This window comes from Mammaliicoccus stepanovicii, from assembly GCF_002902525.1.
In the GTDB taxonomy this organism is placed as follows: Bacteria; Bacillota; Bacilli; order Staphylococcales; family Staphylococcaceae; genus Mammaliicoccus; species Mammaliicoccus stepanovicii.
The window spans coordinates 42,584-50,101 of sequence record NZ_PPQZ01000021.1; the positions used below are offsets into that span (position 1 = coordinate 42,584).

Sequence of the window (7,518 nt, forward strand, 5' to 3'; positions counted from 1 at the left end):
AAGTTTTGTCTACAAATATGATTTCATTTCAATACGTATGGTATGATTAATATGGTGATAATTATGATAAATATAGGTTTAACTGGTTGGGGTGATCATGATTCTTTATATGAAGATCTCACTAATAAGAAAGATAAATTAAAAGCTTATGCTGCTCATTTTCCTATTGTGGAACTTGATGCAACTTATTATGCAATTCAACCACAAAGAAATATTGAAAAATGGATTAGAGAAACACCTAAAAATTTTAAATTTGTTGTTAAAATTCATCAAGCATTGACGGGTCACTCTGATGTTAAGGAGTTTGCAGAAGATAAGGTTGAGTTATTTAATTTGTTTAAAGATTCAATGATGCCTTTAAAAGCATCTGGAAAGCTGGCAATGATATTAGTGCAATTTCCACCTTGGTTTGACTTACAAACTCAAAATATTAATTATTTGAGATATGTGCGAGAGCAATTGAAAGATTTTACAGTATGTATTGAATTCCGAAACCGTTCTTGGTTTCAAGATGATGTAAAGGAATATACATTAGAGTTTTTAACAGAATTGAATTTTATTCATAGTGTTTGTGATGAACCACAAAGTGGAGAAGGTTCTATACCACTGATTAATCGTATTACACATGAAATAGCATTTGTTCGCTATCATGGACGAAATGTAAACGGTTGGACAAAGAAAGATATGACTGATCAAGAATGGCGAGATGTTCGCTATTTATATGATTATAACGATAAAGAATTAAAATCATTAAGTGAAAAAGTAAAAATATTAAATCATAAAGCAAAAGAGGTCTATGTTGTATTTAATAATAATTCTGGTGGACATGCCGCACAAAATGCGAAAACATACCAAAACTTATTAGATATACAATATGAAGGGTTAGCCCCAAGACAGCTCAAACTATTTTAGAGGTGAATGTTGTGTCATATATTGTATTGATTATAATTGGTGCCTTTTCAGCAATTATTGGTGCGTTAGTAGGAATTGGTGGTGGCATTATTATTGTGCCATCTTTAGTTTATTTTGGTATAGACCATCACTTATTATCTGGAATGACGCCACAAAAGGCAATTGGGACTTCTTCTGTTATTTTAATTACAACTGGTTTAACTGCAACGCTCGGTTATTTAAAAACAAAACAAGTCGATGTTAAAAACGGATTGATATTTTTGATAGGTATTATTCCTGGCGCATTAATCGGATCTTATTTAAGTAGGTTCTTTACTCTAGATTCATTTAATTTATTGTTTGGTATCTTTCTTATTTTGATTTCAATTATATTAATGATTAGAAATGTGATTAAACCTATTAAGTATTTTCAACAAGATAAATATATGAAATCATTCGTAGATCGTTACGGTAAAGAGCATAAATACGGGATACCACCTGTCGCAGCGGTGCTATCTTCATTTGTTGTCGGTGTTACAACAGGTTTGTTTGGAATTGGTGGTGGTGCATTGATGACACCACTCATGATTATTGTGTTTAAATTTCCACCACATGTTGCAGTTGGTACGAGCATGATGATGATATTCTTCTCTAGCTTATCAAGTTCTGCTGGTCATATTATTCAAGGAAATGTGTTATGGGTGCATGCAATTATTTTAATTATAGCAAGTTATTTTGGAGCAAAAATTGGCGTAAAAATAAATAGCAAGATGAATTCAGATACTGTTGTTTTAGTTTTAAGGCTAACGATGTTAATCTTAGGTATATATTTGATTATAAAAAGTATTCTATAAGGAGTTGGATATGTGAAACTTACAATTTTTCATACGAATGATATTCATAGCCATTTAAATACATATGCAAAAATATCTAAGTATATAAGAGATGAAAGACAAAAGCTTTCACATGATTCATTGTATATTGATGTAGGAGACTTTATTGATTTGTTTCATCCATTAACTGAAGCAACTCAAGGTAAAGAGAATATTAATATTTTAAATGAAAGTCATGTCGATGTTGCGACAATAGGTAATAACGAAGGCATTACGATTTCACATGATGATTTAAACCATTTGTATGATAATGCTGAATTTGAAGTTACTTGTTGTAACTTGTTTGATTTAAATGGAGCATTACCGCGTCATATCAAGCCTCATGTCATTAAAGAAATCAAAGGCGTTAAAGTATGTATGATAGGTTTAACGGCAGCATTTCAACAATTTTATGAAGCATTAGATTGGAAAGTAACCTCACCGTTATTAGCTTTGAAAAATGAAATTTCACAATTAGAAGGTGAGTATGATGTTCTAATTGTACTAAGTCATGTTGGTATATTCTTTGATGAACAACTATGTAAAGAATGTCCTGAAATTGATGTTATTCTAGGTGCACATACGCATCATTATTTTGAAAATGGTGAAACGAGGAACAATGTTCTCATGGCTGCTGGTGGTAAATATGGTCAATATGTAGGGAAAGTAGAATTAGAAATTGAGCATAATAAAGTTATCAATAAAAAAGCAGTGCTAGTAGATTCAGAAAGTTTAGAAGAAGTTAATGTAGACTATGAACAGATAGGTAAGACTTTGTTAAATAGAATAATTTTGAATAGAAGCTTTTCACTTCCTAGGCGTCTATACAGTGCAAGTTATACAACAGATCTATTATGTGAAAGTGTTTTAGAACATACGGATTCCGACTGTGCTATTATAAATGCAGGATTAATTGTTAAAGGTAAAGTAGATAACCAATTAACTGAATACGATATTCATCAAATGTTACCACATCCAATTAATACAGTATCAGTTGAATTAAGTGGTAGTGAACTGAAACAAATTATTTATATTGCGATGTCACAATCATATATGAATGAAACGGTAATTGGATTTGGTTTTAGAGGCGATGTATTTGGTGGTTATGTTTTTAAAAATATAAGTTATATAGAGTCAACAGGGCAATATTTCGTTAAAGGTATCGAAGTTCAAGATCACGAGATGTATAAATTAGGCACGATAGATATGTATACGTTTGGTAGATATTTCCCTACTTTGAAAGAAAAAGAAATAAAATACTACATGCCTGAATTTTTAAGGAATATATTTGAACAAAAATTATTACAAAATGAGAAGAACGAGTAATGAGCATTTTAATTCATTAAGATATTCGTTATAATGTACTAAGGTGAAAATTAATAAAAGAAGGGTGTTCACTTAGATGGCTACTAAAAATGAAGAAATACTACGTAAACCAGATTGGTTAAAGATAAAATTAAATACGAACAAGAATTATACTGGATTAAAGAAAATGATGAGAGAGAAAAATCTACATACAGTTTGTGAAGAAGCTAAATGTCCAAATATTCATGAATGTTGGGGCGAAAGACGTACAGCTACTTTCATGATATTAGGTGCGGTTTGTACGCGTGCATGTAGATTCTGTGCTGTTAAAACAGGCTTGCCAAATGAGTTAGATTTAGATGAGCCAAAACGTGTAGCTGAATCAGTTAAATTAATGAATTTAAAACATGTTGTTATTACAGCAGTAGCAAGAGATGATTTGAAAGATGCTGGATCTAATGTTTATGCTGAAACAGTACGTAAAGTAAGAGAAATGAATCCATATACAACAATTGAAATTTTGCCTTCAGATATGGGTGGTAGTTACGAAGCACTTGAAACATTGATGGACTCTAAGCCAGATATTTTAAACCATAATATTGAAACGGTTAGACGTTTAACACCAAGAGTTAGAGCACGTGCTAAATATGACCGTACTTTAGAGTTTCTTAGACGCTCGAAAGAGATGTATCCAGATATTCCTACAAAATCAAGTTTAATGGTAGGTTTAGGAGAAACTGTTGAAGAAATTTACGAAACAATGGATGACTTACGAGCAAATGATGTAGACATTATGACAATTGGTCAATATTTACAACCATCTCGTAAACATTTAAATGTACAGAAATATTATACACCTTTAGAATTTGGAAAATTAAGAAAAGTAGCAATGGAAAAAGGATTTAAACACTGTCAGGCAGGTCCAATGGTACGTAGTTCTTATCACGCAGATGAACAAGTGAATGAAGCAGCTAAACAAAAGCATATTTTAGGTGAACAAGCACTTAATAATGAATAAGGTGATTGCATGTTAATAAAAATAGAACAAGACTATTTTAAAGTAATTAAAGATGATCAACAATCATTCAATGAAGAACTGTTTACATCACGTTATTCTGAAATTCTAGATAAATATGATTTTATTGTTGGTGATTTCGGCTTTGAACAGCTTCGTTTAAAAGGTTTTTATCATGATACTAATAAAAAAAGTGATGCAAATAAACGATTTTCAGCGATACAAGATTATTTATTAGAGTATTGCAACTTTGGCTGTAAATATTTTGTATTGAAGAGGCTATCTAAATCAGAAGTTGCAAAGTTAACTGCTGAAGATGCACACTATATAGATGAAGAACATAAATTAGATCAAGTTAAGATTGAACCGACAATTCAACAAAATACTAAATTAGAACAAGAAGAAATTCAAACAGAAGAAACAAAACAGTCAGACAAAGAAGAAGATAATGTTGAGAAACAATCAACATCTAAAAACACTTTAAAAGACTATTTAAAGTAAAAAAGGACGAGACTAAGATAATATTGTCTTAAAACTCTAAAAAGCAGAAAGAAAGCTTCTTAACCTTTGTAGTGGAATGGCATTTGCTATTCCACTTTTTTTGTACTTAAAATAGACAAGCGACTTAGAAAAACGTATATTTTATAAATAAAGAGAGCTAATCCAAAAAATATGGTTTAGCTCTCTTTATTTGAGAATGTGTACTCATGTCCGAAGCCATTCTATTATATATCAATGACGTCATGTAAATATTCCGTAACTTCATTTCCTTCGTCCTCAGATAAACCAAGGATGTGACTGATATATCCGTCTTCTTCTAAATCATCTTTCCCAATTATCCCAAATGTATTATTTTGAGTGTTTAAGACAATGGTCTTGCCATAATGGCGGTCTGAATAAATTAATGTAAGGTCATAGCGACTATGTTCGCCAACAAAACCTACAAATTTGATTTTGGCTTCATCTTCATCATCGTATAAAAACATATCTATCATATATATAACTCCTTTATCATTACAATCTGTATTTTTATAATTATACAGAGCTATGCCGAATAACACAAAATTATGATATGATAATTACGAATAGGAGGTTACTACAATGTATTTCGTAGATAGTAAAAAACTAGAACTTAAATTAAATTATTTAGAAAAATTAACAAATGATTTTCAACAAGAAAAGCACTCACCATATGCATTAGAGAGAATTGCACATATGATGATTGAATCTGTTGTAGATGTAGGTAATTTAATCATTGATGCATTTATTCTAAGAGATCCAGGTAATTATAAAGATGTTATAGATATAATGGAATTAGAAAAGGTATTTCAACCTTCAACAGCTGAAGCAATTAGAAATTCAATTGATTTCAGGAAAGAATTAACTAGAAATTATGAACAAATAAATCACGATGAACTAAGAAAGGCATTTGAAATTGCGACGCCTTATTATAAACAATCGATATTAGATACTCAGTATTTTTTGGAAAATGAAAATGTAGCCATAACAGCGTTTGGAGATGGAAATAAAGATGAAAGATTATAAAGGTTATTTGATTGATTTAGATGGAACGATGTATAAAGGATCAGAAGTGATAGAAGGGGCAATTGAATTTATAGATTATTTAAATAAGCATAATAAATCATATTTGTTTGTTACGAATAATTCATCAAAAACACCTCAAGAAGTTGCTGATAAATTAAATGATATGGGATTCAATACTTCAAGTGAACATGTGATTTCAACAGCACTAGCTACAAGTGGCTATATCAGTGAAATTGACCCTGGTGCATCTGTGTATATGATTGGTGGAAGTGGGTTGAAATCAGCATTAACAGAAGCAGGACTAGAAGTGAAAAATGACGAACATGTAGACTATGTTGTTATAGGATTAGATGTCGAGATTACATATGAAAAGCTTTCTGTGGCATGTTTAGCTGTTAGAAATGGTGCTAAATTTATTTCGACAAATAAAGATGTTTCAATACCTAACGAAAGAGGTTTTCTTCCAGGTAACGGGTCGTTAACAAGTGTTGTGACTGTGTCTACTGGAAAGACGCCAATTTTTATAGGAAAACCTGAAGCAATCATTATGAATCAAGCAATAGAAAAGATAGGATTGTCGAAAGAAGAATGTGTCATGATAGGTGACTTATATGATACAGATATTTTGGCAGGGATCAATAGTAATATAGACACAATTCATGTTCAAACAGGTGTTACTTCTTTAGATGAAATTAAGGCGAAAGACGTATTACCTACATATAGTGTTCAAAATTTATTCGAAGTAATAAAGTGAGTCTTTAGGAGATGAGATAATGAGAGATAAAGTACTCGTGGCAAGACAAGTACCTGATGCTTTTATTGAACAATTGAAACAATTTTCTGAAGTGGAAGTTTGGCAAAGTGAATTAAATCCAATGCCGAGAGCACTTTTTTTAGAGAAATCTAAGGATGCAACCGTTGTTATCACAACGTTAAGTGAAAAGATTGATCAAACATTTTTCGAACATGCTAAGCATATTAAAGGAATAGTTAATTTAGCGGTTGGCTTTGATAATATCGACATGAAACTTGCTACGGAAAATGGTGTTATTGTTACGAATACACCTGACGTATTAACTGAAACGACAGCCGAATTAGGATTAACATTAATGTTAACAACGGCAAGAAGGATTGTTGAAGCTGCTCGTTATGTACAAGAAGGCAACTGGAAAAGTTGGGGACCATATTTATTAGCTGGTAAGGATGTTTACGGTTCAGTTGTAGGAATATATGGTATGGGTTCGATTGGTGAGGCATTGGCAAGAAGATTACAAGGATTCAATTGTAAAATACTTTATCATAATCGAACTAGAAAAGAAGATTCAGAGCGTACGTTGAACGTTGAATATAGAACCTTAGATGAATTACTTAATGAAAGTGATTTTGTAATATGTACGGCACCTTTAACAGAACAAACAAAGGGCATATTTAACCGTACAGCATTTAAGCAAATGAAAAACACGGGTGTATTTATAAACATAGGTCGTGGTGGACATGTAATTGAAGACGATTTAATCGAAGCGGTGAAATCAGGTGAAATACTTGGTGCTGGATTAGATGTTGTGGAAAATGAACCGATTAATGAAACACATCCATTCTTAGATATGGAACAAATTATTGTATTACCTCATATAGGTAGCAGTACAGTGCAAACTAGAAACAAGATGGTTCAACTTTGTGTAGATAATACTAAGAAGATATTGGAAGATGAAGAACCAATTACACCTGTTAATATTAAAAAAACCTAAAATTTATTTTAGGTTTTTTTGTTTTGTTAAAATACGATTAAATCAAGATTCAAAATGGAATAAAAATACCACACTGTTATTTATTTACAGTTTTTAATTGATATTCTGATTGAGAATGAATATAATAAACAAATAGAATAAT

The 7,518-nt window shown here is 31.2% G+C and carries 8 protein-coding genes and 1 pseudogene; 8 read left to right on the forward strand and 1 reads right to left on the reverse strand.

Features of this window, described 5'->3' with window-relative positions; translation table 11 throughout:
- Nucleotides 1–63: 63 nt before the first annotated feature.
- From CD111_RS04625 to CD111_RS04645, 5 genes and pseudogenes are all read left to right on the forward strand, one after another.
- A complete protein-coding gene (locus CD111_RS04625) occupies nt 64–912 on the forward strand; it encodes a DUF72 domain-containing protein (RefSeq protein ID WP_095089015.1) in 849 nt (282 codons plus the stop codon).
- Nucleotides 913–923: 11 nt separating this feature from the next.
- Nucleotides 924–1,745 (forward strand): sulfite exporter TauE/SafE family protein, encoded by an 822-nt coding sequence (locus tag CD111_RS04630; protein ID WP_095089013.1) that lies wholly within the window; start codon nt 924–926, stop codon nt 1,743–1,745.
- Nucleotides 1,746–1,757: 12 nt separating this feature from the next.
- A complete protein-coding gene (locus tag CD111_RS04635) occupies nt 1,758–3,089 on the forward strand; it encodes a bifunctional metallophosphatase/5'-nucleotidase (RefSeq protein WP_095089010.1) in 1,332 nt (443 codons plus the stop codon).
- A gap of 76 nt (nt 3,090–3,165) precedes the next feature.
- Nucleotides 3,166–4,086 carry a lipoyl synthase gene (gene lipA / locus CD111_RS04640; RefSeq protein ID WP_095089008.1) on the forward strand — a complete coding sequence of 307 codons (921 nt, stop codon included), beginning with the start codon at nt 3,166–3,168 and terminating at the stop codon, nt 4,084–4,086.
- Between the two features lie 9 nt (nt 4,087–4,095).
- Nucleotides 4,096–4,461 (forward strand): annotated as a pseudogene (locus CD111_RS04645) (YutD family protein); the annotation flags it as partial.
- 347 nt (nt 4,462–4,808) lie between these two features.
- Here the strand turns inward: CD111_RS04645 and CD111_RS04650 are convergent.
- Nucleotides 4,809–5,078 carry a DUF3055 domain-containing protein gene (locus CD111_RS04650; protein WP_095089004.1) on the reverse strand — a complete coding sequence of 90 codons (270 nt, stop codon included), beginning with the start codon at nt 5,076–5,078 and terminating at the stop codon, nt 4,809–4,811.
- Nucleotides 5,079–5,184: 106 nt separating this feature from the next.
- Between CD111_RS04650 and CD111_RS04655 the strand changes: the two genes are divergently transcribed.
- Genes CD111_RS04655 through CD111_RS04665 form a run of 3 tightly spaced genes read left to right on the forward strand, consistent with a single transcriptional unit; the run spans nt 5,185 to nt 7,376 of the window.
- Nucleotides 5,185–5,628 (forward strand): DUF86 domain-containing protein, encoded by a 444-nt coding sequence (locus CD111_RS04655; RefSeq protein ID WP_095089002.1) that lies wholly within the window; start codon nt 5,185–5,187, stop codon nt 5,626–5,628.
- The gene (locus tag CD111_RS04660; RefSeq protein WP_095089000.1) at nt 5,615–6,382 is read left to right on the forward strand and encodes a TIGR01457 family HAD-type hydrolase; all 768 of its coding nucleotides are present in this window, start codon (nt 5,615–5,617) and stop codon (nt 6,380–6,382) included. Before CD111_RS04655 ends, CD111_RS04660 begins: the two co-directional genes overlap by 14 nt.
- A gap of 19 nt (nt 6,383–6,401) precedes the next feature.
- Nucleotides 6,402–7,376, forward strand: coding sequence for a 2-hydroxyacid dehydrogenase (locus CD111_RS04665; protein ID WP_095088998.1), 975 nt, complete (start codon nt 6,402–6,404; stop codon nt 7,374–7,376).
- Nucleotides 7,377–7,518: the final 142 nt, after the last annotated feature.